The organism is Leptolyngbya sp. O-77 (assembly GCF_001548395.1).
Lineage (GTDB): Bacteria > Cyanobacteriota > Cyanobacteriia > Elainellales > Elainellaceae > Thermoleptolyngbya.
Genome location: NZ_AP017367.1, coordinates 285,001 through 311,491, shown reverse-complemented (window position 1 = coordinate 311,491; position 26,491 = coordinate 285,001). Strand labels below are relative to the sequence as shown.

Genomic DNA, 26,491 nt, shown 5'->3' with positions numbered 1-26,491 from the left:
TTCTATAGCGGGTCACAGCGGATTTCCACCATAAATCCATCTGGGTCGTAGCAATAAATTCCGCGACCCGTCGGGCGCGACACCGGGCCGTGGTCAATCGGCACCTGATTGTCGTGCAGCACGGCTACCGCTTCATCAAATAGCTCTGGCACAATGTCAAAGGCTAGGTGATTCGCACGGGTAAACTGCTGCTGGGGATTAGGGCTTGGCGGCGATAAATCGGGTTCATAAAACAGGTCAATTACCGTGCCATCAGGCGTAACGAAGTTTGCCACTTTGCCTGCCGCCACCAGCTCAATCAGCGTAGCCGGAATGTCGCTGCCTTGCAGTTCATGGAGTCCTAAAATCGTGCCGTAGAAATGTCGGGATGCCTCCATGCTGCGAACATTTAATGCGACGTGATGAACCCGTCGGAGTGCGGAGGGCGGCAGGGTCTTGGACATGGCAGTTGCTCAGGGTCTTCAGGACGACTTTCTTCTCAAAATAACGTCTCTAGGGGCTTTTCGTGGATCAAAACCATCTCTTTCTAAGGCTTTTCGAATTTTCCCAATACCTTCCTGTGCGATTGGCTACCGCAGCACGAATCACGCAAGAAATGAATCCAAAATGCTAGCCTATTAGTAGAGTATAAATCTGTGAATCTTTGATGCGATGTGTTTAAACATATTTCATCAAGAATCAATTTCGCAATAATTCAGGTTTTCTGTGCCGCCTGGTTAGAGGACGGTTTAGATTATTACAATCACTCTCTCCCTAAGCCGTGATCCTTACGAACAGACAGGCTATTCATTGAGCCAGTTGAAGCGTGGACTCGGTGCTGCGGTTTTTGGGAATTCGGATTCTATAACATGGCCTCTTTTTCTAAAGAAAAAAACAAATTTGTTGTTACTACGCCGATCTACTACGTGAACGATCTGCCCCATATTGGGAGCGCCTACACCACGATCGCCGCAGACGTTCTGGCACGGTTCCATCGTCTGAAGGGTGACTCGGTGCTAATGGTGACGGGTACGGATGAGCATGGTCAGAAAATCCAGCGGACGGCGGAGGCGCTGGGGCGATCGCCCCAGTCTCACTGCGACGAAATTGCCGCTGGGTTTGCCGCGCTCTGGGAACAGTTCAACATTCAGTACGACCGCTTCATTCGCACCACTGCTCCCCGTCATGAGGCAATCGTCAAGGAGTTTTTTCAGCGGGTGTGGGATGCAGGCGACATCTACCTGGGGCAGCAGCAGGGCTGGTATTGCGTCTCCTGCGAAGAGTTCAAAGAAGAGCGCGATCTGCTGCCGGAGAAGCGCTGCCCGCTGCACCCCAATAAACAGGTGGAGTGGCGCGACGAAAAGAATTATTTCTTCCGCCTATCTAAGTATCAGGACGCGCTGGAGAAGCTCTACGAGTCTCAACCCGACTTCATTCAGCCCGAAAGCCGTCGCAATGAAGTGCTGAGCTTCGTCAGCCAGGGACTACAGGATTTCTCCATTTCTCGCGTCAATTTGGAATGGGGCATTCCGCTGCCCGTTGATCCCAGCCACACCATCTACGTCTGGTTTGACGCGCTGCTGAACTATGTGACGGCCTCGGTCGAGCCAGACCAGGAGCCGACGCTGGCAAACGCGGTGTGGTGGCCTGCTAGCCTGCACCTAATCGGTAAAGATATTCTGCGGTTTCATGCCGTGTACTGGCCGGCGATGCTGATGTCCGCAGGACTGCCGCTGCCACAGCAGGTTTTTGGGCACGGCTTCTTGACCAAAGATGGTCAAAAAATGAGCAAGAGTCTCGGTAATATTATCGATCCGTTTGATTTGGTTCAGCGCTACAATTCCGATGCGATTCGCTACTATTTTCTAAAAGAAATTGAGTTTGGTCGCGATGGCGACTTTAGCGAAACTCGGTTTGTTAACATCCTGAATGCTGACCTGGCGAACGATCTGGGCAACCTGTTGAACCGTGTTTTGAAGCTTGCCCATAAAAACTGTGAGGGGAAGGTTCCAGGAAGAGCGGGCGATCGCCCGCTGCTTGACGCATCCTTCGAGGCAACCGGAAGCACGCTAGGGGAAACCGTTACCCAAGCCTACGAAACCCTTGCTTTTGACCAAGCCTGCAATGCGGTGCTGTCTGTCGTGCGTGCCAGCAACAAGTACGTAGACGAGCAAGCACCCTGGACGCTTTTCAAACAGGGCAATCAAGCTGCTGCTGAGCGGGTCATCTACACCGTTCTCGAAACGGTTCGACTCTCTGCCTATTTGCTGTCGCCTATTGTGCCCGACCTGAGTAGCCGAATTTATCAGCAGTTGGGCTACGCGGTGGACTTTAACCAACTGGATGAGGCGTTCATCGCGGCTTCGATCCCATTTTCGGCTCACACCCGCTGGGGCACCCTGCCGTCGGGACAGTCGCTTGCTGCGCCGCAGCCTGTGTTTCAGCGTCTAGAGCTTCCGATAGCCTCCTGACCGCTTCCTGAAGAACGTTGACCCGATTCAATTCGCCTGGTTCAATCTGTCCGGTTCGATCTGCCCAATTTCAGTCTGTCCGACTCAAACTACTCGATTCAAACTGCCCGATTTAAGCTGCCTGGTTCAACCTGATTCAACTTCAAATCTTGTCCGATGCAATTTTGATTGACGTTGCACTCTGTTTACTTCGCAACTGACCGTTCAAAGACTGTCTTTTCTTCTTGTTTCTAAGGATCAATCGTTTAATAAACCCTTCGGAACCTCTGAAAATACATCCCTTGGAAAAAATACACAGAATAATTTTAAGAGGCTAAATGTGATGCTAAGCCACCATACAGAAAGCGATGCAGTGTTTACTCCAGAGCAGGTGCTAGAAAATCGCGGCCGTGTGGCCATTTTTATCGACGGGTCTAATCTGTTTTATGCCGCGCTGCAACTCGGCATTGAAATTGACTACACCAAGTTGCTCTGCCGCCTCACGGCTGGCTCTCGGCTGCTGCGGTCGTTCTTCTACACTGGTGTAGACCGCACAAATGAGAAGCAGCAGGGCTTTTTACTGTGGATGCGGCGCAATGGCTATCGCGTGATTTCCAAAGACTTGGTGCAACTGCCGGATGGTTCCAAAAAAGCCAATCTGGACGTGGAAATTGCTGTAGACATGATGGCGCTGGTGGGGGCCTATGATACAGCGGTGCTGGTCAGTGGTGACGGCGACCTGGCCTATGCGGTGGATGCAGTGAGCTACCGGGGTGTGCGGGTGGAGGTAGTCAGTCTGCGCTCGATGACCAGTGATAGCTTGATTAACGTTGCCGACCGCTACATTGATCTGGACTCTATCAAAGAAGACATTCAGAAAACGCCTCGACATAACTATACCTATCGTCCGCTGTCGGGCATTGGGCTGGCAGACGAGCAAGAGTCAGAATAGACGCTTGAATGCAGCTAGGGGTTTGTCAGCAACCCTGGTGGGTGGTGGAGATTGAACCAGCGGATCGCGCAAAATCTGTCTACCCGCAGGGGCAACAGCGGCCGGCCGTCGTCTAAGGTAGAGGCTGGGCCAGATTCAGAACCCTGAAGCGGTTCTCCTGGCTGGGCGATCGCCCCTGATGCTTCGAGTTGGGTAAAGATTGGGTGACTTTGATGCCTCGTTTTATCTCTATCTGGGCTTTGCTGACCGCAGGGTTGATGGTCGGGTTGACGGCTTGTCAGCCTAGAAATCGCGCCTCGGAGCGGCTGGCGCGAGATAGCGCTGCGGTTCAGCAAATTGATACCAACCTGACCTTCAACAACATTACGCTGGATCAGGCAGACGAACAGGGCAACACGGTCTGGCGGATTACGGCTAAGCAGGCGACCTATAGCGAAGACAAGCAAATTGCCAGGTTGACCCTGCCCGAGGGTGAGCTATATCAAGACGGAAAAGCGGCCTATCGAGTAAAGGCGCAGTCGGGTGAAATTCTGCAAAATGGCGAGAAGATTTTCCTGCGGGGCGACATCGAGGCAATCGACCTGGAAAGCAAAGCGGTGCTAAAGGCGCAGGAACTGGAGTGGATTCCCAGTCGCAGCCTGCTGATTCTCCGCAAAGAACTAACAGGCACCCATCCGCAGATCCAGATCGCCGCAGATCAGGCGCAAATTTTTAACAAAGAGCGCCGCATGGAGATGAGCGGGCAAGTCACGGCGACCACGACCGATCCCGTGCTGCAACTGAAGGCGGAGCGACTCGTGTGGCTGATGCAGCAGGAACGGGTGGTGAGCGATCGCCCGCTGCAAGTGACCCGGTTTTTGAACCAGCAGGTGAGCGATGTGGCCCAGGGCAACCAGGGTAACCTGAATCTGCAAACCAACGTGCTGACCCTGACCAATAGCGCTCGCATTGTCACCAGTGAACCGCCGCTGCAAATTAGCAGCAATTCCCTGGTGTGGAATGTGCCTCAGGAAGTGCTGAGTACCGACCAGCCCGTGACGGTGATTCAGCGGCAGGAGCAAGTGACCCTGGCGGCGAATGCGGGACGGTTTAACCTGGGGCCGCAAACGGCGACGCTCACAGGAAACGTCCGCGCTGTGGGGCAGCGCAACCAGGCTCAACTCAATGCCAATCGACTGGACTGGAATATCCGCAGCCGCGAAGTCGTTGCCGAGGGAGATGTGGACTATCGCCAGACCGATCCACCTGTCATCATGCGGGGGCCCCGTGCTGTCGGCAAGCTCGAGCGGCAGACCGTGACGGTCAGTGGCGGGCGCGTAGTGACAGAGATTATTCCTGAAGGGCTTTGAGGTGAGGGGGAAGGCAAGAAAGAAGGAAGAAGGAAGAACGAAAAGCGAAGAACGAAACTTCTTTGTTTCTATCCTCTAATACGCGGCCTACAGCGGCACGTTTCGCGCTGGGTCGCCTAACTGCTGCTGATAGATGGGCAGTCGATCGCTCGGCTGAATTTCTGCGGGAACGGGATTCGCTTCTCCCCACTGGCTGATGAGCGCTTGCAGCAGGCGGTCTTGCTCGACGCGGACGCTGCCCAGGTCGGCCGTGCCAATGTCGATAATGGCAAACCACACTACGCCGCGATCGCGCGTTGGCAGGGCCCCCGCCAGAGAGCTGACGCGATCGAGCGTGCCCGTTTTCACGGGCGTTCCGGGCGTAATGCGGCGATCGCCCAGGGTTCCCCGTTCGCGCCCAACGACGGGAAACAGGTCAGACACGCTGAGTCCCTCTGCCTGGAGCGATCGCTGGGTTGCCGTCAGCATCGCCACCACAGCGCGGGGAGAAATCTGGTTTTCTTCGCCCAGCCCGGAACCGTTGATCAGGCGAATTTCACTGGCGGGTACGTTTGCCGCCGCTGCTGCCGTTCGAGCCACCGCCGAGCCACCGCCAAGCTGTTGCGCCACTGAATCGGCAATGAAGTTGTTGCTGAAAATATTCATTGCCTTCAATACCTGCACCAGGCTGAGGGAGCGGCGTTGCAGCACGGGCGTAAAGACAGGCGGCTGGGCCACACTAACCACCTCGCCAGCGATCGCCACGCGGGGCTGAGGCGTGCCAGGTGGAAGCTGGGTGTATTGGGTCTGCGCTTCGCCTGTCCACAGGTCAGCGTTGATCCCCTGCCGCAGGAGCGTCCCGGCCGTTTGGGGATCGCCTTTGAAGTTCATGGCAAAGTTGCCCGCGATCACCAGATTGCCTTCCACCCGCCGGATGCCCCGCTGTTCTATTGCATTTCCCAGGGCGATCGCCTCTTCCCACACAAACAGCGGATCGCCGCCGCCCTGAATCACCAGATCGCCGCGCACCACGCCATTTTCGATGGGCCCCGTCACGCCCACGGTGGTCTTAAACGTATGCGACGTACCCCAGGTTTTAAGCGCCGCCAGCGTAGTCGGAATTTTGGTCAGCGAAGCGGCTGGAATCGGCTCCAGTCCCTTATGTTCGCTCAAGATTTGGCTGCCTGACTGCACCCATATCCCCTGAGCGCTGGCGGGCATTCCCATCGCCTCCAGGGCCAGCAGGTGTTGACGAAGGGCGGCGATCGCCGTTGGATCTTGCACGAGCTGCGGCTGTACCAGCGCCTCCAGCCAACTGCCGTCTTTCCAACCCGCCCAGTCCACCACCCGCATGGGTTCAGCGGAGTTCCGCTCTGCTGCCAGCACCTCGGCAGGAAATAGCCCCATACTCAAGCAACACAGCAGGGCCAACAGCCATCTGGTGTCACCTTGCACGTTCCGGCGGTCAGATTGCCCGATTGCTGACCAATTGATTGCTGACCAATAGTTGCGGCGATTTTGCAGACCCTCTCGCAAAATGCTGACTCGCACAGCCTACCCCTGTAAATTGCAGTTGTGAATGGCGCTTGAAGACCGTCTGAACGGTACTCCTTAGTATCTTAAGCAATCAGCGTCTGAGTGTTACGAGGCGTTATTGAATTCATCCTAATTCAGGCATTTGGGAAGAACTCAGGAACCCATTTGGCGATTTTAGGCAGGTGTTGTAACGTGAGTGAAGCCGGGCCTGCGCCGGATCAATGATTAGCACTCGGACTGACATTTGGGAACTGATACTTGGGAACTGAACTCATGAACCCCGACGAAATTTTGCAAGGGCTACAAAAAGGCTTTCGCGTTACCCTGGGAGCCGCCAGCACGCTGGCTGAAACGATTCAAGACAGCCAGCGGCGCGAAGAAACCCTGGCACGGCTGCGGACTGACCCCAGCGGGCTGGCAGAAGATTTGGCCGCCAAAGGTGAAGTGACGGAGCAAGAGGCCCGCGCCTTTTTGGATAACCTGATGGCGCAGCGTCCAGCAGGGGCTTCCTGGAGCGGCCCATCTGGCTCTTCCAGCAGCCCAACCGCCTCGACTAGTGGTGTGCCCGTTGCCCCGCCTGATATTCAGGCAGATTTGAAAGACCTGACCGAGCAAATTTCTGCGATGCGGGCAGAGCTAGAGCGGCTCCGTCAAGAAGGCAGTTAGCGTAATGACACGGTTCGATAGGTCATGATTTGCTTCTACACCTCCGAACCAAGAGAACACAGAAAAGTCCTGAGGATAGTCCTGAGGACTTTTCTGAGGACTTTTCTGAATACTTTTTGTTCCTTAGGTATGTAGAAAAACGTTGTAGGAAAGATTGCGGCAAATCTTTCAGAAAAGCCTTCCTGTCCTCAGGACTGTTCTGCAAACAGTCCTTGTGTTGAGTATGGCAGGAAAGCTTTAAAAAACCCTCCGAGAAGCCGATCAAAAAGTCCTGTCGTCTTGAGGACTATCCTCAGAATCAGCCTGGAACCTAGATTGTGGTCAGATCTTCAGCAAACGGTTAATAGTTTTGAACTCGTCCTGAGGACTGTTCTGAGGACTATTCTGAGGACTCTTCTGAGGACTGTTCTGAGGACAAGTTGCCGCAGAAAAATCCTGAGGAAAGTCTTTAGGAAAGTTTTTATTAAAAGCCAAAATGTCCTGAGGACTGTCCTGAGGACATGCTATAGTTTTAACTGACAGGAAAGGCTAACGGGTTCAGGAAGACCAGCCCCCACTGGTGGGTCGAGCTTCCGCTGGCGGACAGATGCCAGAGCGACTGATAGCCCATCACCTTGGTCAAATCTCAGCTCAAAGCTGTGCCAAAAACTAAGGTGATGCCAGTGCGAACACCAACATCACCTAAGAAAAAGAAAGAACGAACAATCGAAAAAATCGAGTGTATCGAGTATGCAGAGTTGAGCCAGCCTGACCGCTGGCTTTTTTATTTTACAGGCTTCTACGTATGACGCAAAGGGGCCTGATGACTTTCATAACGTTTTAGCTGTCTAATTTGCTAACTGTTTTGCTAACTGTACTCAACTTCGCTCTTTCGAGACTTTCCAGGCGGTTTCTCCACCCGACCGATATCCTGATTTGGTAAACGTAAATCCGGCTTCTGAAAAGCGATCGCCATAGTATTGCATTTCTGAAATCGACAGATCCAGCAAATCGGCAATCTCGGAAGTCCTCATCAGCCAGCCGTTTCGCGCTGCGTCTTCCAGCTTTTGGTAGTAGGCGAGGGGGTCTGGTTCTGGCGGAGGGGGCTGGAGGCGGTTGGCAAACTGAGCGGCGATCGCCGACACCAGATCTATTACATCGGGTACATCGGGTTGTATCGTAGAGAGTCCTGGGGAATTTCCAGAAGACGAGTTTTGTGCAGGCTGAATGCCCCGGCTTTCCAGAAATTCGGGCATCGTGCCGCCAGATTTGATGAACTGGTGCAAGTCGTCTAGGAGTCGCAATTGTTCGGCATTGACATAGGACTTATTACCGACCTTTTGAGGATCAATGCCCAGATCGTTCAGCCGTTTGTAGACAGCGCTTTTGACCAGTCCATATCGCTGCATCAGTTGATTGACTGGGATTCGATCGATTTCGCCGCCATTCATCTGCTTTCCTCTGGACAGTCCTGAAGACTATCCTCTCAGTATCGCGTATGATTCCGTCCTGTGAAAAGTCCTAAAGAAAGTCTGCTATGGCAAAGAACAGAGGAACAAGGCCGGGAGCAAAAGGCGAAATAATCAGCGTAATTCAGGTAAGGCAAGGATTCCACAGGTCTAGAACTTGATCCTGAAGTCGTGCGTGAAGCGGGCCAAAGCTGTGCCAAACTCTGTCCACTAGTTTGTCCACTAGTTTGTCCACTAGTTTGTCCAGCAGACAGTCCTGAGGAATGTAATTTGGTAGTGTATTTTTGTCCTCAGGACTATCCTGAAGACTGTTCTGGATCGGACAAACGGATTCCCGAAAAGCTTCCCGATTCGTTCCTGGCTAGCGCGTCAGCAGCACAAACACCGTCTGCATCAGCCCCACAACCACACCCAAAATGCCGCCCAGGTTGACGATGCCCTGGAGTTCACTTTTCACGATGCCTTGGATGGCGGCTTCCAGGTTTTGTGGCGAGGTCGCTTTGACGCGATCCATAATCACCTGCTCCAGGTTCAAGATTGGGATCGCCTGTTTTACGATCGCCTCTAGATCCCGCTCCAGATAGCGTTCCAAGACCAGGGCCAGTTCCTTGCTCACAGGTTCCAGCGAACTGTTCACCGCTTCCGAGGCCCGCAGTCGGTTTACCAGTAACCCCGCCACCTTATCCCAATCGACCGAATTGCTCAGCCCCATCAGCAACTCTTCGCCCTGGGTTTGCAAATAGTGGCGGAAGTTGTCGCGCAGCGTCCGGCGCAACTGGCGCACAGTGGCCACGGGCAGGTTTTGCAGCGATAGATTTTGCAGCACTTCCCGCAGCCGATCCTGAATATTCAGCGTGCGGATGAGTTCCTTAATCACTGCATTGCTGGCATCGGGTTCATCCAAGCAGTGGGTCCGTAGCCGCACGAGCGCATTTCGCACGCCAAACAGGTTAGCCACGACCCAGTAGGTGCCGCTGGTTTTTGACCGAAAGCTTTCGTCGATGACCTGGATATTGCGGTCGGTGAGGAAGTCAATTACGCCCTGGCGCAGCACGTCTGGAGGCAGTACTGCATCCAGCATCCATTTGGAAAGCTGCTCGGCCTGCGACTGCGAAAACTGAAACTCCAGCAATACTTGGTCAAATAGCTGATTGAGCTGGGCTTCTAGAAAATCTTCGCGCCGCGCCAGCACCTTGATCGTGCGGGGCAATGACTGTCCTACCAGATCGTGCAGAATGTTGGAGACAATTTTGACCGTGCGCTGCTCATTGCCCTGCTGAATCTGGGTCAGGGTGAGCGACAGGAGCCACTGAATCGCTGCTTGCACGCGCTCTGGTTGCAGCAGCCGCCGAGCAATGTTTTGCAGTTCTTCTGGGGTTAGCAGCGATCCGAGAATGGCGTTGGAAATACGCTGCGCCAGCCGCTCCTGGTTTGCCGGAATCAGCCCCGGCGTGAAGGGTAGTCGCCGCCCACCGATGTAGATGGGCTTGTAGGGACGAAACAGCATTTTGATGGCGATGTCATTGGTGAAATAGCCAATGATGCCGCCAAGAATGGGAGGTGCAACGAGGATGACAAGAGACTGGAGATCCAACAGATACCGCGTGGCAGGGTGAGGACTGGTCTGCCAATTTCGACGATACCGCTTTCTAGGGGTCAGGTGCCAGGTTTGGGGGGGCAGTAGGCGAGGAGGTGGTACGGATCTGGAGGACAGCCGTGGTTTCCACGCCTCTAAAATTTACCTCTGCCCCTGGAAGCTTTTTCCTGTATTTTGACCTAATGGCTCACTAGGTGTGTTTCTACGACAGAAACCAGGTGTGCTGTCCAGTGTTCCACTAGGTCAGGATGGGCGGCTTCTACCATGACGCGGATGACGGGTTCGGTGCCCGAGGCGCGGACGAGGATGCGGCCGCGATCGCCCATGTCGGATTCTGCCAGGGCGATCGCCCGTTGCAGCGGTTCGCAGGTGTGCCAGTTCAGGCGGCGATCGCGGTCTTCCACGCGCACATTCCGCAGCAGTTGCGGATAGGTCTGGAAGCTCTGATCGCGCAGGTCGGCCAGCGACAAGCCCGACTGCTTCACCAATGCCGCTAGGTGCAGCGCCGTCAGCATTCCGTCACCCGACACTGAATAATGTGGGCAGAGGATGTGCCCCGACTGTTCGCCGCCCAGCATCGCGCCGCGCTTCATCATTTCAGCGTGGACGTATTGATCGCCGACAGCGGTTCGCACCAGGGTTCCGCCCTGCGCCTGCCACGCCCGCTCAAAGCCGAGATTCGCCATCACGGTGGAAACCAGCATGTCGTTGGGCAGTTGCCCTACCTGACGCAGCGCGTTGCCCCAGAGAAACAAAATGTAGTCGCCATCAATTACGCGCCCCTGGCTGTCTACGGCCATCATCCGGTCGGCATCGCCATCAAAGGCAAAGCCCATGTCGGCCCGATGCTCCACAACCGCAGCCTTAAGAGAAGCCAGATGAGTAGAGCCGCAGTTGACGTTGATGCGATCGCCATTGGGGGCATCGTGCAGGCAAATCACCTCAGCGCCCATTTCGCGGAATACCTGTTCACCCAGGTTTGCTGCTGCGCCCCAGGCCAGATCCAGCACAATTTTTAGCCCTGCGAGGCTGTCTTGGGGTTGGAAGGGCTGATGTAGAGATGCAACGTAATCTTGCAGCAGTTCTGGGCGATCGCAGCACAGGCCCGTATTCGTCAGAGCAGGGGTGCTTTCCAGGGGCGATCGCAGCGCCGATTCGATTTGCGCTTGCAATTCTGGAGCCAGCTTTGCCCCCTGGCTACTAAAAAACTTGATGCCGTTGTCTTCGGGCGGGTTGTGGCTGGCAGAAATCATCACGCCGCCCGTCGCGCCTAGCTTGCTCGCCAGATAGGCTACTGCCGGAGTCGGGCACAGGCCCAGGTTCCACACCTCCAGCCCCGCCGAAGCCAGCCCCGCCGACAGCGCCGCCGACAGCATATCGCTAGAGTTGCGCGAGTCTTGCCCCAAAATCATCGGGCCCGCCTCAGCCGTCTTTAACACCTGCCCCGCCCGATAGCCCACCTGAAACGCCAGCGGAGCCGTCAGCAAATCCCCTGCCCGTCCACGAATTCCGTCTGTGCCAAACAGCTTGCCAGCGGGCAGCACCAGCGGACTCCAATACTCATCAATCGCCCGTCCGCTTGCTGGAACGCGATCCGCAAGGCGAGACAACCCCGACCATACAGGAGAAACGACCATAACCTAGCACTCCAGAAAAATCACTCCACACACATGAGGAGAATAGCACTTTGTTGGTTAAGAAGATTAAATACCTATTGACAGATGTTTCGATAGGTTGATGACTCTGAAGACAGATTTTTCGAGCAAGGGCGTGTAGTACTTTGCGGCGGCGGGGCTGGGGTGTCCGGAGGGTTTTGGGATGAGGGGGTGAGGGGAGGGGGGGATGAGGGGAGGGGGGATGATGTGTTGGAGTTTTGGGATAAAGCCATTGGGAGGCGAAGAGATGCGCTTCTCCTCATCAGGTCATCTCCTCATCAGGTCATCCAATACGCCCAACTCCTTGCCCCCTGTTATAAGCCAGACTCGCAAGTTTCGATCAACAACTTCTGCTCAGGGATTTCCTGGGGCTGTTTTGCGGTGCGTGGTTTCAGATTTTGTCGGGGCTGTTTAAGATAAGGCCAATGGCGATCGCCCGTGGGTCAGATTCCACCCGCGCCCGGTATAGCGCAAGGCTCTAGTTTGCATGGCTTCTTCTCTTTGGCCCTATGTCACTTCTGGCATTCCCGACGACCGCTTCGAGCAATTGCCGGGAATTCCCCTGACCAAGCGCGAAATTCGGGTGCTGCTGCTGTCGCAACTGCGACTGCGGCCAGACGCGGTGCTGTGGGATATTGGCGCGGGCACAGGCACGATTCCGGTGGAGGTGGGGCTGCGGTGTCCTTTGGGAAAAGTCTATGCCATCGAGCGCGACGAGGAAGTGGCCAGCCTGATTCGCCGAAACTGCGATCGCTTTGGCGTAAAAACAGTGGAAGTGGTGGGAGGGCAGCGCCCCCAGAGTGCCTGAGCGAGCTAACGGATGCGCCGGATTGTGTGTGTGTGGAGGGGGGGCGATCGGTGAAGGCGATTTTGCAGGCGGCGTGGAGCTATTTGCTGCCGGGGGGACGCATCGTGGCGATCGCCACCAACCTCGAAACGCTCTACGCCATTTCGGAATGCCTGTCCAGCCTCCAAGTCCGCAATGTAGAAGTGGTGCAGTCGGTGATCAACCGCCTGGAAAATCGCGGCATTCATCAGGTGTTTGCAGCGCTTGACCCCATGTTTATTGTCAGCGGCGAAAAAGGAGAATGACCCGAATCTCCCCCCAGTTGCTTCTGCCGTTCTAGCAACCCGCATCCTACCAAGTTTTCCTTCCTCCCTCTTCGTTCTTCTCTCTTCGTTCTTCCTTCTTCCCTCTTCCCTCTTCCTTCTGCCGTTTTAGCGACACGCGCTCTGCTGAGAGCGCCCTTACAATATGTAAACGAAACCTGTAAATAGGATCGAAGACGGGTGTGCCTTGTGAAGGATGCACGCCAAAGTGTGCCAGAGTAGTCTTTAACCTCTGTTTCTTTAACCTCTGCTTAAGTCTTTCTTTACGGCTTCTTTATTGCTAATTTGTTGCCCAATCTCTTAACTCTCTATGGCATCGCCCCGAGTTCTCAGCGCTATTATCGCCATCATTCTTGCCTTGGGAATGGTGTGTTTGGGCGGGTGGTATTTCACCCTGGGCGTTGCGCTGATGGTGTATTTGGGGCAATTAGAGTATTTCCAGCTTTGCCGCGCCAAGGGCATCGCTCCGGCTGCCAAGACGACGCTAGCCGTCAGCCAGCTCATTCTGGTAACGGCCACGCTCTCCCCCACGCTGGCTGATGCCGTTGTGCCTGTGGCCGGAACCTGCATTTGCTTTTACCTGCTATTTCAGCCAAAGCTGGCGACGATCGCCGACATTTCCACCTCCATTTTGGGTCTATTTTACGGCGGCTATCTGCCGAGCTATTGGGTGAGGCTGCGATCGCTCGGCCAGGCAGAAGTCAGCAACCTACCGCTAAATGGCTTTTTGCCCCTGTCTTGGGCTGATTGGCAAGCCCTACCGCCAGGGCTGACGACGATGCTGATTGCCTTTGGCTGCATCTGGGCCGCAGATATTGGAGCCTATGTGTTTGGCAAACTGTTTGGCAAAACGCGCCTGTCGGCTATCAGCCCCAAGAAAACCGTAGAAGGGGCAGTGCTGGGGGTGTTGGGCAGCGTCGCGGTCGGGACAATCGGATCGTGGCTGCTGCGGTGGCCAGGCTTTCCCCTGACGGGTATGGCGCTGGGACTCATCATCGGCATTGCTAGCCTGCTGGGCGACCTGACGGAATCGATGATGAAGCGCGACGCGGGCGTAAAGGATTCGGGTCAGCTCATTCCTGGCCACGGCGCGGCATCTCGATCGCGCCGATAGCTATGTATTCACCGCGCCGCTGGTCTACTATTTCGTGACGCTGCTGCTGCCGCTGCTACCTGCCTAGGGAAAAAGTCCTGGGGTGTTCTTTGGATAGACTTTACTTGCAGGTACTTGCGGGTAAATGAGGACAGCAGCATGGATACGGCTTCGGGATTAACCTACGCCATTTTGGGCACAGGAGCGCTGGGTGGGTACTATGGCGCGTGTTTACAAAAAGCAGGGCTGGAGGTTCACTACTTATTGCGGAGCGATTTCGACCTGGTGCAGCGGCAGGGGCTGGTGATTGAGTCGCCGGATGGAGATTTTGTGTTGCCGCAGGTGAATGCCTATCGGCGATCGCCCGATATGCCGCGCTGCGATGTAGTGGTCGTGGCGCTAAAGACGACCCAAAATCATCTGCTGCCAGACCTGCTGCCGCCCGTCGTCAAGGACGATGGCGTGGTGCTAGTGCTGCAAAACGGGCTGGGAGTCGAGGCTGAAGCAGCGGCGATCGCCGGCCCAGAGCGCGTTTTGGGGGGACTATGCTTCCTCTGTTCCAACAAGGTAGGGCCAGGGCACATTCGCCATCTGGACTACAAAAAAATTGCAATGGGTGAATACAGCGCGGCGGGTGAGGCAGTAGGCATTACGGATCGACTGCGGCGCATCGCGGCAGACTTTGAGCGGGCAGGCATTCCTATTGAGCTAGCCGAAGATTTGGTGCTGGCCCGCTGGCAAAAGCTGATGTGGAATATTCCGTTTAATGGCTTGTCTGTGGTGCTAAACGCGACCACACAAGAAATGATGGCCAACTCCGATGCGCGATCGCTCGCCGAGTCGCTGATGGAGGAAGTGAGAAAAGGGGCAGCGGCACAGGGACGGGCGATCGCCCCCGACTTTGTGCAGACCATGCTGGATCACACAGCAAAAATGAAACCCTACCGCACCAGCATGAAAATCGACTACGACGAAAAGCGCCCGCTGGAAGTAGAAGCGATGTATGGCAACCCGCTGCGGGCGGCTCAGGCCGCAGGTGCGAATTTGCCTCAGGTTCAAACGCTATATCAACAACTGCGGTTTCTAGACGCGCAGAATCGGGGCTTGTAGCGGGGCGATCGAGAATTCTCTGAAAGTGGTTTAATACAGTTTGAGAAGCTGCTGGCAGAGCGAAGGATGCGTATTTCCGCGTCATACTCAAAGATTAGGTAATCTATCTGCAAGTTTTCTTGCATGGTTTTGCCTGAGATGGCCGACACAAGACAACGTAAGATGTTAGTCGGCAGTATTTCTTAACAAGGTCAACCTGTGAAGCTGTTCGTTTTCCACACACCGGAACTGATTCCTTCCGGCGAGATGCCCGACTGTGCGATCGCCATCGACGTACTTCGCGCTACCAGCACCATGGCCACCGCACTCAACGCTGGAGCCGAAGCGGTTCAGGTGTTTAGCGACCTCAACGAACTGATGCGGGTGAGCGAATCTTGGGCCCCCGAAAAGCGAATTCGGGCGGGAGAACGCGGCGGCGCAAAGGTAGAAGGGTTTGACTTTGGCAACTCGCCGCTGGACTGCACGCCAGAGGTGTGGTGACGGGGCGGACTGTTCATCAGCACCACGAACGGCACTCGTGCGCTGACCTCGATCCAGTCTGCCGAAACGGTGATCGCCGCTGCACTGGTCAACCGTCAAGCTGTTGTGGATTATCTGCTGGCCCGCCGCCCCGAAACCGTGTGGCTGGTTGGCTCTGGCTGGGAAGGGTCATTTTCGCTGGAGGATACGGTCTGTGCAGGGGCGATCGCCCATCGGTTGCAGGTCGAACTCGACGTTCCGCTAGAAGACCTCGCGGGCAACGACGAACTGATCAGCGCAGTAAGTCTCTACAGCCAGTGGCAGGATCGCCTGCTAGAACTCCTGCACCACGCCACCCACGGCAAACGCCTGCTGCGCCTGCACTGCTACGAAGATTTGAAATACTGCTCCCAGACAGATGTGCTGAATGTACTACCTATCCAGCGGGAGCCGGGGGTGTTGGTAAAGCACGAAAGCTTGATTGGGGTTGCGGGGTAACTCACTGTGGGGTGACGCAGCAGTGGCGCAGCGGTGGCGTAGTGGACGCAGCCGTGACGCAATAGCCGTGACGCAATAATCGAGGGTTGGGCATAGCGTGCGAGTCAACTCCAGCAGCACGTCGCCTGCTTAATATTTCGCAATATACTGGAGGATGAGGTCTCTAAATATTAATCCCCCCGATGATTCTGGAACCTGCCCAGCGGCGCAAGCTTGACGAAACAGACGATGCGTTGTTCTACGACTATCCGCGCTTCGTCACCCATGTAGACGACGGGTTTATTCAGCAGTTGACCGACCTATACCGAGAACGGCTGAAGCCGGATACCCGCATCTTTGACATGATGAGTAGCTGGGTGTCTCACTTGCCAGAAGAGATGACGTTTGCCCACGTCGAGGGGCACGGCATGAACTCAGAAGAGTTGGCGAAAAATCCTCGGCTCAATCACTATTTTGTGCAAAATTTGAACCAGAATCAGCTTTTGCCGCTGCCCGATCAGTCCTTTGATGCGGTGCTGAATACAGTGTCGGTGCAGTATCTACAGCGACCGGAGGCTGTGTTTGCCGAAATCTATCGCATCCTGAAACCAGGTGGCCTTGCTATCGTCAGCTTTTCTAACCGGATGTTTTTCCAGAAGGCAATCCAGGCGTGGGTAGAAGCATCGGAACCGCAGCGGGTAGAACTGGTAAAGGGCTACTTTGAGCAGATTCCTGGCTTTGGTCAGATTGAGACGATTGCTCGTCAGCCGTCAGTGCCCCCGTTCCTGCAAATGCTGGGTATGGGCGGGGGCGATCCGTTTTATGCGGTGATAGCTGAGCGAGTGAGCTAGAGGATTTTGGATTTTGGATTTTGGGCTAGCTGGCGTATGCGTAAAAACCGAACCTTGATGTGAAGTAATAACAGGACGGCTGAGCTACAGACCCTCCAGCATACGGATCGTTGGGTTACATACACTTGTTTAGTTACCTACAAGTTAGCTACATACGCTTAGTTACATACGCTTGAGAGACCGACCCAGATAGCACAGATTGAAGATACATACGATACATAAAAGACAGAGCCATACGAGAGAGTAGATACGAGATTCGCCAGGTCTCCGGCCGACCTTTAAGTCAACCTTGCAGATACTTTCCGCAGATCTCTGGTTTCTTTTGAAAGCGATGGGTTTACTGGGAATCCATTGACACGAATTGATAGAGACCAGGGATCTGTAGGTTTGGCAATTTGTTTTAGAGGTTGTTTTACGGACTGCACCGATCAGTGCAGGTTAACTGGAGGCGCTGGTGTAGAATCGCAGGGCGAAGCGCCAGAACTGTTGGGCAAAGAGGAACAGGGCGATCGCCAGCCCAGCGGATGCGCCAATCCAGCCCCAAGCAGTGCGACCCAGCAGCGCCTCGGCGGGAATTGTGGTGAGAAACGCTACGGGCACGATGAAGGTAAAGAAGAATCGATAAGCAGCGGGATAGGCAACCGTGGGAAAGCGCCCCGCCTCCAGCAAGCCTCGTAGCACTTCCGTTACGTTGTACACTTTGACAAACCAGATGCTGGTGGCTCCCAGGATAAACCACAGGCTGTAGAGGGTGACCAGCCCCAGGGCGAGGGCGATCGCCCCCAGACCATAGGTGCCAGCGGGCAGGCCCAGCCGCGACCCCGCGTAGCCCAGAATAATCAACCCAAACATCAGATCCGGGATGCCCCAGGGCGACACAGTGCGGGTAGACAGCCAGAACTGGGCGCTGATGGGCTTGAGCAAGACAAAATCCAGCGTGCCCAACTGCACCTGTTTCACGATCTGGCTGAGGTTGGGCGAGAGGAAGGTGGCGGAAAAGCCCTGGAGCAGCGTGAACATGGCCAGCACGACCAGCGCCTCTTCCCAACTCCACCCCTGAAAGCTGTAGCCTGTGCGGTAAAAGAGGAACAGTCCAAACAGGCTACCTGCCAAACTGCCCAGGCTGCTGAGCGTGGCCAGCACAAAGTTAATCCGATATTCCAACTCGGCGGCGATCGCCGTTTCCCAAAATAGCCCCAGCACGCGCAGATGACGGCGGAGGTAGGGCAGCAGTCCAGGTCTTCTTGCAAGCCTGTCAGGGCGCTGTGTCATGGGCTTCTAAGGTTCGGTTTCTAAGGTTCGCTGAGGTGAGCGCGGGCTCGGTCGAGTGCCTGACGCACCTGGTCAAACCCTGTGCCGCCGTAGCTGTTGCGGGCGGAGACAACGCGGGCAGGGGCGATCGCCTCGTAGATATCCTGCTCAAAGGCGGGATGTAGCGACTGCCATTCTTCCAGCGTCAGATCTTTCAGCAGTTTGCCTGCTGCCAGAGAGGTTTTCACAACCTTGCCCACCAGATTGTACGCCTCACGGAAGGGCACGCCCTTGGCAGCGAGGTAGTCTGCCACGTCGGTCGCGTTGGAAAAGTCTTCGGCGACGGCGCTGTTCAGCCGCTCGGTGCGAAACTCCATACCCTCTTGCAGCAAGATGGTCATCGCCTCCAGGCAGCCGCGCACCGTCTTTACCGCGTCGAACAGGGCTTCCTTGTCTTCCTGCAAGTCTTTGTTGTAGGCCAGGGGCAGTCCCTTCATCAGCACCAGCAGGGCTTGCAAGTGCCCAAACACACGCCCAGTTTTGCCGCGCACCAGTTCTGGCACATCGGGATTTTTCTTTTGGGGCATGATGCTAGAACCCGTGGAACAGCTATCTTTCAGCGTCACAAAGCTAAACTCCTCCGAGGCCCAGAGGATCACCTCCTCCGACAGGCGCGACAGGTGAACCATGATCAGGCTGGCAGCGCAGAGAAACTCGATGGCAAAGTCGCGATCGCTCACCCCATCCAGGCTGTTGGAATATACGCCGCCAAAGCCTAGCAGCTCGGCAGAATAGTGGCGATCGATCGGGAAGGTCGTGCCTGCCAGCGCCCCAGACCCCAGCGGCAGCAGGTCAACCCGACGATAGACATCGCCCAGCCGCTCCCAGTCGCGCTGCGCCATGTCGAAATAAGCCAGCAGGTGGTGTGCCAGACTCAGCGGTTGCGCCCGTTGCAGGTGTGTATAGCCAGGAATCAGCGTTTCCACATGCTGTTCTGCCAGGGCGAATAGCACCGACTGAAACTGGCGCAACTGCTGGCGGATTTGCCCAATCTGGTCACGCAGATAAAGCCGCGTGTCGGTGCCCACCTGGTCGTTGCGCGATCGCGCGGTGTGCAGCTTTTTGCCCACATCGCCGACAATTTCTGTCAGCCGCCGTTCCACAGCAAAATGCACGTCCTCCGCGTCGATGCCGGGGTTAAATTGTCCCGATCGATATTCCTGGCGAATTTGCTCTAGCCCGGCCACCAACTGTTCGCCCTCTTCGGGAGAGATAATGCCTGTGTGAGCCAGCATTTTGGCGTGGGCTTGCGAACCCGTCAGGTCATACTCGATTAGCTCAATGTCAAAGCCGATGCTGGCGTTAAAGCGGGCGATCGCCGGATGCAAAGCCGACTCAAATCGCTGGCTCCAGGTTTGCTGCGGAGAAGGATTGACCAAAATCTTGTCCTAAAGTAAACGCTCAGGTAATTGCTCAGTTCTTGCTCTTGCTACAGGGCTAGCCATTGCTGCCAGTTTTGACGAATTCTACCTAACGCGGCTGCATTGAAAGAGACGATTTTGAGTTGTTCATGCTACCCAAAATCGCTTAACGCCTGCTGATAAATCTAGCCGTAGGTTGTAAAGCCGCGCAGCAAATAGCCGATGATAATGCCAATCAACAGTGCCCAAACCTGGCCAGTCTTTACAAAATTGTCTGCTGCCCGCCGCACCCCAGCAAATACGTCCGTATCAAACTGTTGTGCCAGCGTTGGGTAATCAAGCTGCCAGTGCCAGAGCAGCCCGTCGGGAGCCAGGCTCCAGCTTGCAGGGTCGGCAAAACTAGGGGCACTAGAAACCCACGTCAAGGCGTGATGCGCCAAATCGATCCACATCATGGGGATTGAAGCCTCGTGAAATAATCCTGAAGCGACCGCTGATTTGCGGCAGCCATAAAATACTACGGAATATACCGTAATTTGCAAGCGTTTGATCTAGCTATGGTGCTGAATTGCTAGAAGGCTTGGCGCTCAATCCCCGCTTAGAATCTTCCCTTAAAGTGTTCCGAAAGTTTGCCGACCCCTTCTGGGCGATCGCCCCTAGCGTTGCAGCCCAATCACGCCGTCCAAATCGGCTCCAGTAAAGTTTGCACCCGTCACATTGGCATTCGTCAGGTTCGCATCTTCCAGATCTGCGCGGGTCAAGTTCGCATTTTGCAAATTCGCACCTGTTAAGTTGGCTTCTTCCAGATCCGCATTGGTCAAATTAGCTCCACTCAGGTTGGCGTTGCTCAGGTCTGCTTTTTCGAGGTCAGCCCCACTCAGGTTGGCGTTGCTCAGGTCTACGCTGCGAAGATCTGCCCGTTCCAGATCAACCCCTTGCAGGTTGCAGCCAACGCACTGGCGTGTAGAGAACAACCGGCTAATGGGGTCACTACCCGTTGTTGCCTGAGCGATGGGCTGGTTGTCAACGGGCTGGCTTGCAGCGGGATTGGAACCATCCTGGGCAGGGGTTGGCACTGACTGGGACGGATTCACGCCCTGAGGAGCGGTTTGGGAATCCGCAGGGGCTTGATTCGGGGCTGGGTCAACCTGGGTAGGCGGTGTTGGAGGGGTGAGGGCACAACCCACCATTCCTGCGGAAACAAGGGCGATCGCCCCGCCCGCCCGCCGTCCATAGTTTTTGAAAGCCATGAATATACCTAAACCAATTAGCTACATCCACACCTTATTCAACAGACTGACAGCAGTTCATCCGCTGAAGGTTGGCAATTTTAGCAGCCCGACCAGAGTTTTTTACAACTTTAGAAATAGTCCAAGTTGCATAGACAGAGACTCATAAAAGGACATGTCAAAAGATAAAAACCTTCGTTGTGGCTAGTTTGGTTCAGCTATTCGGGCCTGACTCGCATGACAATCAGCGTCATGTCGTCGTTGGCATTGCGCCCTTCTCCGACAAACTGCTGGACTTGCCCAAATAAATACTCCAGAATTTCCTGTGGGCTGCTGTAGGCTTGGCAGGCATATTCAACATCTTTCACCAAGTTTTCTTCATCGTAGCGATCGCCATTCGCGCTAGCCGCATCCGTAAATCCATCGGTGAAATAAATGACTGTATCACCCGGAGCCAACTGCACCTGCGCGTCGAAATACTGCGTATCCACATCCAGCCCAATCAGCATTCCCAGCGTGTCTAGCCGGGTAATTTTGCCTGTCGCGGCTTGCCACAGCAGCGGCGGGTTGTGGGCAGCGTTGCTATAGGACAAGACCTGGGTTTCGGTGTTGTATTCGGAATAAAACAGCGTCACAAAGCGGTTAGAGTTCTCTAAATCCGCGTACATGACGTGGTTTAAGTGCTGCAAAATCCGCGAGGGCTGGTGTCCGTTTAGCACTTCTGCCCGCAACATTCCCCGCAGCATGGTCATGATCAGCCCTGCCGGAACGCCCTTGCCCATCACGTCGCCGATGGTGATGCTCCAGCGGTTGCAGTGGCTCAGCGTGCCTTTTTTGGCGCGTACCTGGTCATAGTTCACCGGGATGAAGTCGTAATAGTCGCCGCCGACGCGGTTGGCATTTTTGCAGCGGGCTGCCAATTCCAGTCCCTCAATTTGGGGGCACTGGCGGGGCAAAAGCTGCCGCTGGATTTCTTCGCCAATTTCTAGCTCTCGATCCAGGCGCTCTTTTTTGCGGAGTTCGACAGTGAGTTCATCTGTGGCGATCGCCACCGCAGTCTGATCCGCCACCAGCCTCACTAGCTTCTGCCGCGTCTCTGTCCACTCATAGTTTGGGTCATAGCTGAAGACATAGAGCCGCCCCCGCTCCTCGTTTTTAGACAAAATTGCCGTGCCAAACATCTGCACGTCTGCCCCCAGGTAGCGATTCACCTGATAGTCGAGGGATGCCGTCAAATCAGCCGATGGAACCAGTGTCGTTCCCCCCGTCGGGGGTGAAGCCGTAAGCTGCAAGGTAGCCGTTTCCAGCGCCTTGCGAATGGTTTGACAATTGCGCCCATCTTGGCAGTGAATCCGCTCAAGGCGCAATTGCCCATTGGGGCGGAATAGGATTAGGGCCCCCCCGTCGGCATCGGTCACACGACTGGCAATCAGCGGGGTCAGCTCTAAAAACTGATTGAGGTTGGTGAAGCTTCGCAGCGCAAACCCCAGAGAACTCAGTAGATCCTGAACCTTGTTATGCTCCCGGTTTAGCCGAGACACGAGTTCCTTCAGCGCAAACACGGGCGTGATGTCTGGCGCGGGCGTGCCGCCAGGCAAATCAGGCGATTGTGAAGGCTGTCGTGGAACGGGAACGGTGGTCATGCGAGGCTTGGTTCGAGGCTTGACAGAAACCAGTTAGAACTGGGGTTGCAATTGTGGAAATTGCTCTATGGAGATTGCCTGTAAGGTCACACTAGAAAGGCGATGAACTTTGATCAGGTTTTATCGAGTGTACACAGAATTGACAGGAGAACAACCTGGGAAAGATTTCTTAACCGGAGTATAGGACGATTTTGCGGTTATGGCCAGTTTCGCCAGACAGAGCCAAGACTGAATAGGTTGTATTGACTGGGAGAACGCCTGAGTGCGGATCTGGTTGAGTCTGGCTCTGATTCAGATTTGGCACTCGATAAAGCCTCGATAAAGCAATGGATTCGGCAAAGCTTATGAAGGCTATGCCGCTCTCCTACTAATTTCCTACTAATGAGGGATCGATTACAGGGTTACTACAGAACCTGTCCTGGCAATCCCGTATGAAGATACTGCTCTGTTGAAGGAGATGATTAGGTTTTGGGCTAGAGCAAAGTGCCAGAGCCGTTACGGGGGTTTTAGAAAACCTTTGCTGGGCACAAGGTAAAGTTTTGCAAAAGCTGAATGCCCATTGGTGATGAGTTTTATGACGGAGTGGAGTTAGGGCGATCGCCCCCCATCCAGCCATAACCCCCAGACGATATTCAATGGCAAGCTCTTTTGATAATGGCGACTGATAATGGCGACCTGGAATGGCGACCTCGCGGCCATTCCTTGGCGGCTATTTCAGTCGTCCGTCTTCCAGATACAGCACTCGGTCAGCAACGTCCATAATTCGAGGATCGTGCGTCACGATGAGAACGGTGCGCCCCCGCTCTTTGGCAAGAGTGCTGAGCAGATCGATCACGGCGTGTCCGCTCGTAGAGTCGAGGGCTGCTGTGGGTTCGTCTGCCATAATCAGCGGCGGGTTTCCGGCCAGGGCGCGGGCGATCGCCACTCGCTGTTTCTGTCCGCCAGACAAGTTTCTGGGCAGGTTTTTGGCGCGACTGCCCAGCCCTACAGCTTCTAGCAGCGACAATGCCTCGTGGCGGGCTGCCTTGCCGCGAATGCCCTTCATCTCCAGTGCCAGTTCGATATTTTCCAGAGCTGTGAGCGCTGGAAACAGGTTAAAGCCTTGAAAGATGAAACCGATGTTTTGCAGGCGAAATTGCGAAAGCTGCGATCGCGACATTGCAGTAATTTCCTGACCTAGCAGACGAACGCTACCGCCTGAAGGAGTCAGGATGCCTGCCAGGATCGAGAGCAGCGTCGTTTTGCCAGAGCCAGACGGCCCCATCAAGAGTTGAATGCTGCCTGCGGGAATTTCCAGGTTAATGTTACTGAGTGCTTGAAACTGCTCGGCTCCTTCTCCGTACACCATTTCTACGCCGCGAGTGGCGATCGCCTCCGACACAACAGGTGTCAGCTCTCGCTCTGCTAAATACTGAGACGGCAGAGGCACTGCGAGGGATGAAGCTAGATTCAGATGCGATACAGTCATGAACTTAGAACGTAAACGGCAGCGTGATCCACAACAACAGATCGATTAAGGAATAAACCACGAAACTGTGAGGCACTCAGTTACTTCAATCCAACCCTGACACCGGGTATTCGGGCGTGTTCAAAATCCAGGCAACACCAGATGTCAAAATAAACTGTCAAAATAAACTGTCAAAAGCTAGCCTACAGTTCTAATAAACTTGAAATCCTAAAGAAGCTATCTCACTAGACTGCAAATCTAGACTGCAAAACTAGTTCACAGGTTGCATACCTTGAGACGTGTCTCTCACTTCTCGCGATAACTTCACGATAGTTTGAATGCCCAAAAGTTGCCTTCACCCAGTTGACGGAACCCCTATTTTCTGTAGACGAAGACCTCAAACCTTTTCTAATCAATGCTTCACATGCAAAACCCCCAAATTCCGAATTTGTCTCTCTTTGGGCAGGTCTAAACCCAGATAAACTTCAACTTGAGTTGCAAATCAGCGCCCCTGCCATAAACCGTTCTTAATCTTTATCTAGTGTAATAAGCCTTTCTACGCACACTCCGTAACCCTAGACACGAAAATATTTGCGTTTTTATAAAGTTTTGATTGGGCTTAAATAGCCCATCTAGCCTTCTAAACCGCAACCCTCTAAGCCTTGAACACAATGGCCGGGTCAACATGGGTCACTTTCTGAATTGCAAACAATGCTGAAGTGACGCACATTCCAACCGTAATGCCCAAAATGCCAATGGCGGTCACTGGTGTAATCAGAATCGTGATGCCCTGCGTTGCAAAAGTCCAGGCTCCTAACCCTAAACACAGTGCCACGCTGGGAATGTAGCCCAGAATCGCCATCCATAGCGCTTGCTCAATGATGATGCGATAGATTACCCAGTCGGATGCGCCCATCGCTTTTAACGTGCCAAATTCTCGAATATGATCGGCGACCGATGAGTATAAAATTTGTCCTACAATTACCATTCCCACAATGACACCCACAGTAGCGCCTAAGCCTAATACAAAGCCGATCCCCGTGCGCTGCACCCAATACCTCTGTGTCAAATCAGACATTTCTGCTTTGGTATAAGCCTTGGTATTGGGCAAGGCTTGTTCTAATCGGCGCTTCAGCGCTTCTAGATCGGTTCCGGGTTCCGCTTTGACTAAGACGTAGGTAATGACATCTGTGGGAGAGAGGGCGCGGGGTTCTGGCACCGCATCGGGATTAATTGTCCGCTCAAACAGGTTGCTACAAATTAGTTGACCGTCCTGTAAACGGCAGCTTGTGGTAGACGTATAGGCAGAATTCAGGTAGGCATTTGCGTTTTTGAGGGAAGTAAAAACGTAGGTGCTGGATGCAATCGATTGCGTGCCTCGTGTAAAGCCAACCAATCGTGTTGGCAACGAGCCAATATTGGCGCGATCGCCCACCTGGCTGACGTGGATCGACGCTCGGTTTGCTTGATCCGGGATCACGGTATAGGGCTGCTGCAAATCCTCTACCCTACCCTCTGACAGGTTGCCATAGTTAAATAGATGGCTAGCCGGGTCGAACCCAATAATTTGCACAGTGGAAATGTCGCCGCTGGGACTCCGCCACGTTGTGGTTCGCGTAATCATCGCCTCAGCCAAGGCGACCCCTTCTACCTCTTGTGCCTGCTGCACCATTCCCGCCGGAATTGGGAGCGTAAGCTGTAGATTCACCATTTCCTGGGCCCCAACCCAGATATCTGCGCTAGAGCCGTCAACTAAGGTGCTGGTCGAGCGGCTAAATCCGTTCAAAATGCCTGTCTGAATCGTTACCAGACTAACAGCAAACATAATCCCGGCCTGGGCTACGAGAAACCGGGGAATATCCTCAAACAGATTTTTGCGAGCAACTGAAGCCATGCGGTAGACCGGCCCAGCGGGCCGCTGAGGGCAGATTCAGTAAACGAAGTCAAACCCGTATGCAGAATTGGCACGCAGATTTGTACGCATACACCTCTTCACTGTACGTTGCTGAGTGGTTGGAACTGTGCCAAGTTGTGCCACTCGGCGTAACTGTCTGGAATTAAAGTCGGTGGCTTATACCCGCACTTGGTCAGACATAAACGTAGCTCTGGTCATCAGGTGTGAAATGAGTCTACGGTAAGGAGCAGATAAGAAGCTTAGACACCGCTGAACCTATCTCACACAATCTCAATTCCCCATGCAAATCCATCGTCTTCCGGCCCTGTCGGACAATTACATCTTTGTGTTGTATTTCCCTGATACGCATCAAGCGGCCGTTGTCGATCCTGCGGAAGCAGAGCCAGTCTTGAACTGTTTGCTCAGCCTGGATGCTCAGCTTGTGGCAATTTTGAATACGCATCACCACCGAGATCATGTCGGGGGCAACCTGGCACTGTTGCAGCGGTTTCCCGATGCAGTGGTCTACGGTGGCGCAGAAGATCGGGAACGGATTCCAGGACAGCAGGAATTTTTGAAGGAGGGCGATCGCATTGTGTTGGGCGATCGCCCAGCCAACATCCTCTTTGTCCCCGGCCACACCCGCGCCCATATTGCCTACTACTTTCCACCCGCTAGCTCAGAGCAGCCAGGCGACCTGTTCTGCGGAGATACCCTGTTCGCAGGCGGCTGCGGACGCTTATTTGAAGGCACCCCCACTCAAATGGTTCACTCGCTGTCCAAACTGCGTGCCTTGCCAGACAACACAAACATCTGGTGCGCTCATGAATACACGCTGAAGAATCTTCAGTTTGCGCTCTCGGTCGATCCCGAAAATCAGGCTCTAGAACTGCGC

22 protein-coding genes and 1 pseudogene (1 of these 23 cut by a window edge) are annotated in these 26,491 nt (G+C 54.5%); 11 read left to right on the top strand and 12 right to left on the bottom strand.

The window, feature by feature from the left end:
• Positions 1-2: 2 nt before the first annotated feature.
• Positions 3-443 carry a VOC family protein gene (locus tag O77CONTIG1_RS01370; RefSeq protein WP_068507434.1) on the bottom strand — a complete coding sequence of 147 codons (441 nt, stop codon included), beginning with the start codon at positions 441-443 and terminating at the stop codon, positions 3-5.
• Between the two features lie 405 nt (positions 444-848).
• Here O77CONTIG1_RS01370 and metG point away from each other — a divergent pair, with 405 nt between their 5' ends.
• The 3 genes from metG to lptC all read left to right on the top strand — a co-directional run bounded on the left by metG (position 849) and on the right by lptC (position 4,730).
• Complete coding sequence (gene metG / locus O77CONTIG1_RS01365; protein WP_068507432.1) at positions 849-2,450, top strand: methionine--tRNA ligase; 1,602 nt, start codon at positions 849-851, stop codon at positions 2,448-2,450.
• Between the two features lie 322 nt (positions 2,451-2,772).
• The gene (locus O77CONTIG1_RS01360; protein ID WP_068507431.1) at positions 2,773-3,381 is read left to right on the top strand and encodes an NYN domain-containing protein; all 609 of its coding nucleotides are present in this window, start codon (positions 2,773-2,775) and stop codon (positions 3,379-3,381) included.
• Between the two features lie 212 nt (positions 3,382-3,593).
• Positions 3,594-4,730, top strand: coding sequence for an LPS export ABC transporter periplasmic protein LptC (lptC, locus tag O77CONTIG1_RS01355; protein ID WP_068507429.1), 1,137 nt, complete (start codon positions 3,594-3,596; stop codon positions 4,728-4,730).
• Positions 4,731-4,817: 87 nt separating this feature from the next.
• On the opposite strand, the gene O77CONTIG1_RS01350 is transcribed toward lptC, so the two are convergent.
• Entirely contained in the window at positions 4,818-6,260 is a 1,443-nt protein-coding gene (locus tag O77CONTIG1_RS01350; RefSeq protein ID WP_172799620.1) for a D-alanyl-D-alanine carboxypeptidase, read from the bottom strand.
• 258 nt (positions 6,261-6,518) lie between these two features.
• On the opposite strand from O77CONTIG1_RS01350, the gene O77CONTIG1_RS01345 reads away from it, so the two are divergent.
• Positions 6,519-6,911, top strand: a complete 393-nt coding sequence (locus O77CONTIG1_RS01345; protein ID WP_068507427.1) for a hypothetical protein — start codon at positions 6,519-6,521, stop codon at positions 6,909-6,911.
• 857 nt (positions 6,912-7,768) lie between these two features.
• Here O77CONTIG1_RS01345 and O77CONTIG1_RS01340 read toward each other — a convergent pair.
• The 3 genes from O77CONTIG1_RS01340 to glmM all read right to left on the bottom strand — a co-directional run bounded on the left by O77CONTIG1_RS01340 (position 7,769) and on the right by glmM (position 11,593).
• Positions 7,769-8,341 (bottom strand): hypothetical protein, encoded by a 573-nt coding sequence (locus O77CONTIG1_RS01340; RefSeq protein ID WP_068507425.1) that lies wholly within the window; start codon positions 8,339-8,341, stop codon positions 7,769-7,771.
• A gap of 379 nt (positions 8,342-8,720) precedes the next feature.
• The gene (locus O77CONTIG1_RS01335; protein ID WP_068507423.1) at positions 8,721-9,953 is read right to left on the bottom strand and encodes a DUF445 domain-containing protein; all 1,233 of its coding nucleotides are present in this window, start codon (positions 9,951-9,953) and stop codon (positions 8,721-8,723) included.
• A gap of 182 nt (positions 9,954-10,135) precedes the next feature.
• Positions 10,136-11,593, bottom strand: coding sequence for a phosphoglucosamine mutase (glmM, locus tag O77CONTIG1_RS01330; protein WP_068507421.1), 1,458 nt, complete (start codon positions 11,591-11,593; stop codon positions 10,136-10,138).
• 505 nt (positions 11,594-12,098) lie between these two features.
• Between glmM and cbiT the strand changes: the two genes are divergently transcribed.
• The 6 genes and pseudogenes from cbiT to O77CONTIG1_RS01305 all read left to right on the top strand — a co-directional run bounded on the left by cbiT (position 12,099) and on the right by O77CONTIG1_RS01305 (position 16,711).
• Positions 12,099-12,419: a precorrin-6Y C5,15-methyltransferase (decarboxylating) subunit CbiT gene (gene cbiT, locus O77CONTIG1_RS27640; RefSeq protein WP_317134181.1), complete on the top strand. Its 321-nt coding sequence runs from the start codon at positions 12,099-12,101 to the stop codon at positions 12,417-12,419.
• Positions 12,420-12,445: 26 nt separating this feature from the next.
• A complete protein-coding gene (locus O77CONTIG1_RS27635) occupies positions 12,446-12,703 on the top strand; it encodes a hypothetical protein (RefSeq protein ID WP_317134180.1) in 258 nt (85 codons plus the stop codon).
• A 328-nt stretch (positions 12,704-13,031) separates the two neighbouring features.
• A complete protein-coding gene (locus O77CONTIG1_RS01320) occupies positions 13,032-13,835 on the top strand; it encodes a phosphatidate cytidylyltransferase (RefSeq protein WP_317134179.1) in 804 nt (267 codons plus the stop codon).
• Positions 13,836-13,973: 138 nt separating this feature from the next.
• On the top strand, positions 13,974-14,924 hold the full coding sequence (locus tag O77CONTIG1_RS01315) for a putative 2-dehydropantoate 2-reductase (RefSeq protein WP_068507419.1): 951 nt from the start codon (positions 13,974-13,976) through the stop codon (positions 14,922-14,924).
• 246 nt (positions 14,925-15,170) lie between these two features.
• Positions 15,171-15,881: pseudogene (locus O77CONTIG1_RS01310) on the top strand (2-phosphosulfolactate phosphatase family protein).
• Positions 15,882-16,063: 182 nt separating this feature from the next.
• Positions 16,064-16,711 (top strand): class I SAM-dependent methyltransferase, encoded by a 648-nt coding sequence (locus O77CONTIG1_RS01305; RefSeq protein WP_068507417.1) that lies wholly within the window; start codon positions 16,064-16,066, stop codon positions 16,709-16,711.
• Between the two features lie 438 nt (positions 16,712-17,149).
• On the opposite strand, the gene O77CONTIG1_RS01300 is transcribed toward O77CONTIG1_RS01305, so the two are convergent.
• The 7 genes from O77CONTIG1_RS01300 to O77CONTIG1_RS01270 all read right to left on the bottom strand — a co-directional run bounded on the left by O77CONTIG1_RS01300 (position 17,150) and on the right by O77CONTIG1_RS01270 (position 25,596).
• A complete protein-coding gene (locus O77CONTIG1_RS01300; protein WP_068507415.1) occupies positions 17,150-17,983 on the bottom strand; it encodes an ABC transporter permease in 834 nt (277 codons plus the stop codon).
• 20 nt (positions 17,984-18,003) lie between these two features.
• On the bottom strand, positions 18,004-19,401 hold the full coding sequence (gene argH / locus O77CONTIG1_RS01295; RefSeq protein ID WP_068507413.1) for an argininosuccinate lyase: 1,398 nt from the start codon (positions 19,399-19,401) through the stop codon (positions 18,004-18,006).
• Between the two features lie 167 nt (positions 19,402-19,568).
• Entirely contained in the window at positions 19,569-19,838 is a 270-nt protein-coding gene (locus O77CONTIG1_RS01290) for a hypothetical protein (protein ID WP_197673291.1), read from the bottom strand.
• Positions 19,839-20,039: 201 nt separating this feature from the next.
• Entirely contained in the window at positions 20,040-20,633 is a 594-nt protein-coding gene (locus O77CONTIG1_RS25310) for a pentapeptide repeat-containing protein (protein WP_197673290.1), read from the bottom strand.
• 197 nt (positions 20,634-20,830) lie between these two features.
• Positions 20,831-22,255 carry a PP2C family protein-serine/threonine phosphatase gene (locus tag O77CONTIG1_RS01280; RefSeq protein ID WP_068507411.1) on the bottom strand — a complete coding sequence of 475 codons (1,425 nt, stop codon included), beginning with the start codon at positions 22,253-22,255 and terminating at the stop codon, positions 20,831-20,833.
• Positions 22,256-22,964: 709 nt separating this feature from the next.
• A complete protein-coding gene (locus tag O77CONTIG1_RS01275) occupies positions 22,965-23,723 on the bottom strand; it encodes an ABC transporter ATP-binding protein (protein ID WP_068507410.1) in 759 nt (252 codons plus the stop codon).
• A gap of 634 nt (positions 23,724-24,357) precedes the next feature.
• A complete protein-coding gene (locus tag O77CONTIG1_RS01270) occupies positions 24,358-25,596 on the bottom strand; it encodes an FtsX-like permease family protein (RefSeq protein WP_068507407.1) in 1,239 nt (412 codons plus the stop codon).
• A 301-nt stretch (positions 25,597-25,897) separates the two neighbouring features.
• Here O77CONTIG1_RS01270 and gloB point away from each other — a divergent pair, with 301 nt between their 5' ends.
• Positions 25,898-26,491: the 5' portion of a hydroxyacylglutathione hydrolase gene (gene gloB, locus O77CONTIG1_RS01265; protein WP_068507406.1), read on the top strand. Its footprint extends 180 nt past the window's final position; only the first 594 of its 774 coding nucleotides appear in the window; it begins with the start codon at positions 25,898-25,900; the stop codon falls past the right edge of the window.

Coding starts and splice junctions, on each gene's coding strand:
- O77CONTIG1_RS01340 (WP_068507425.1), bottom strand. CDS start 8,341: ATGAATGGCGGCGAAATCGATCGAATCCCAGTCAATCAACTGATGCAG.
- O77CONTIG1_RS01280 (WP_068507411.1), bottom strand. CDS start 22,255: ATGACCACCGTTCCCGTTCCACGACAGCCTTCACAATCGCCTGATTTG.
- O77CONTIG1_RS01360 (WP_068507431.1), top strand. CDS start 2,773: ATGCTAAGCCACCATACAGAAAGCGATGCAGTGTTTACTCCAGAGCAG.
- O77CONTIG1_RS01345 (WP_068507427.1), top strand. CDS start 6,519: ATGAACCCCGACGAAATTTTGCAAGGGCTACAAAAAGGCTTTCGCGTT.
- O77CONTIG1_RS01270 (WP_068507407.1), bottom strand. CDS start 25,596: ATGGCTTCAGTTGCTCGCAAAAATCTGTTTGAGGATATTCCCCGGTTT.
- O77CONTIG1_RS01320 (WP_317134179.1), top strand. CDS start 13,032: ATGGCATCGCCCCGAGTTCTCAGCGCTATTATCGCCATCATTCTTGCC.
- O77CONTIG1_RS01315 (WP_068507419.1), top strand. CDS start 13,974: ATGGATACGGCTTCGGGATTAACCTACGCCATTTTGGGCACAGGAGCG.
- O77CONTIG1_RS01370 (WP_068507434.1), bottom strand. CDS start 443: ATGTCCAAGACCCTGCCGCCCTCCGCACTCCGACGGGTTCATCACGTC.
- metG (WP_068507432.1), top strand. CDS start 849: ATGGCCTCTTTTTCTAAAGAAAAAAACAAATTTGTTGTTACTACGCCG.
- O77CONTIG1_RS25310 (WP_197673290.1), bottom strand. CDS start 20,633: ATGGCTTTCAAAAACTATGGACGGCGGGCGGGCGGGGCGATCGCCCTT.
- lptC (WP_068507429.1), top strand. CDS start 3,594: ATGCCTCGTTTTATCTCTATCTGGGCTTTGCTGACCGCAGGGTTGATG.
- O77CONTIG1_RS01300 (WP_068507415.1), bottom strand. CDS start 17,983: ATGACACAGCGCCCTGACAGGCTTGCAAGAAGACCTGGACTGCTGCCC.
- O77CONTIG1_RS01275 (WP_068507410.1), bottom strand. CDS start 23,723: ATGACTGTATCGCATCTGAATCTAGCTTCATCCCTCGCAGTGCCTCTG.
- O77CONTIG1_RS01290 (WP_197673291.1), bottom strand. CDS start 19,838: ATGATGTGGATCGATTTGGCGCATCACGCCTTGACGTGGGTTTCTAGT.
- O77CONTIG1_RS01305 (WP_068507417.1), top strand. CDS start 16,064: ATGATTCTGGAACCTGCCCAGCGGCGCAAGCTTGACGAAACAGACGAT.
- cbiT (WP_317134181.1), top strand. CDS start 12,099: ATGGCTTCTTCTCTTTGGCCCTATGTCACTTCTGGCATTCCCGACGAC.
- glmM (WP_068507421.1), bottom strand. CDS start 11,593: ATGGTCGTTTCTCCTGTATGGTCGGGGTTGTCTCGCCTTGCGGATCGC.